At 37.1% G+C, this 657-nt stretch carries 1 pseudogene; it reads right to left on the bottom strand.

Going from position 1 to position 657, the window contains the following annotated elements:
* Positions 1 to 418: 418 nt before the first annotated feature.
* Positions 419 to 565, bottom strand: a pseudogene (locus NLX71_RS26335) (SAM-dependent methyltransferase); the annotation flags it as partial.
* Positions 566 to 657 lie beyond the last annotated feature (92 nt).

Genomic DNA, 657 nt, shown 5'->3' with positions numbered 1-657 from the left:
TGGCAGTTTACCACCGACGAAGCAAGAATCAAACTAAAACGTCTTTACCCACAATTTAAGGATTGATGGTGTACTAGCCTAAACGGCATAGGGTTCTCTCTTGCTGGATTAAACATTATAATTGCCGCTTTGTCCTTTGTCGTGTCCCAACTCCGAAGCATACTATATCTGCAACATTCTTTTCCGTCATATGTATTTCTAGCAGAAATATGAAAATTTGCTTCAGTGATAATAGTTCTTCACTCCTCATGAAGTCGGTGTTTTATCTGATTGTTCGAATAGTAAAATTATACCACACTTTCATAAAACAGAAGTCGAAAAAGGGAGAAAAAAACAGTAGATAGAACCCAAGACATATTAGCTCTTTGGTTAGTCTATCTACTGTCATTTTAAAGTAAACAAACAAAAATAACCTTACCTATAACCTGGCAATGATCATAAAACGTTCAGAGTTGGTTTTAATTCCTTCTTCAGTTTGATTTTCAGCGATGAATTGTTGAAGTATTTGATCATCGAATTCGTTTTGTCCGAAATTAGGAATGATTGGAGTATGTCTTAATAGAAAAGTCTTCAACCGTCTGTTGAGCCTCCGACACGGCTAAAGCCGTGGGATTCTTAGCTAGTTAACGCACGCAGGCCATTTCTGTTTTGTGCAGA

The sequence above is a fragment of the Paenibacillus sp. MZ04-78.2 genome (genome assembly GCF_024213375.1).
Taxonomy (GTDB): domain Bacteria; phylum Bacillota; class Bacilli; order Paenibacillales; family NBRC-103111; genus Paenibacillus_G.
Note: the sequence above shows the minus strand (reverse complement) of the source record. Positions and strands in the feature narration are given on the sequence as shown.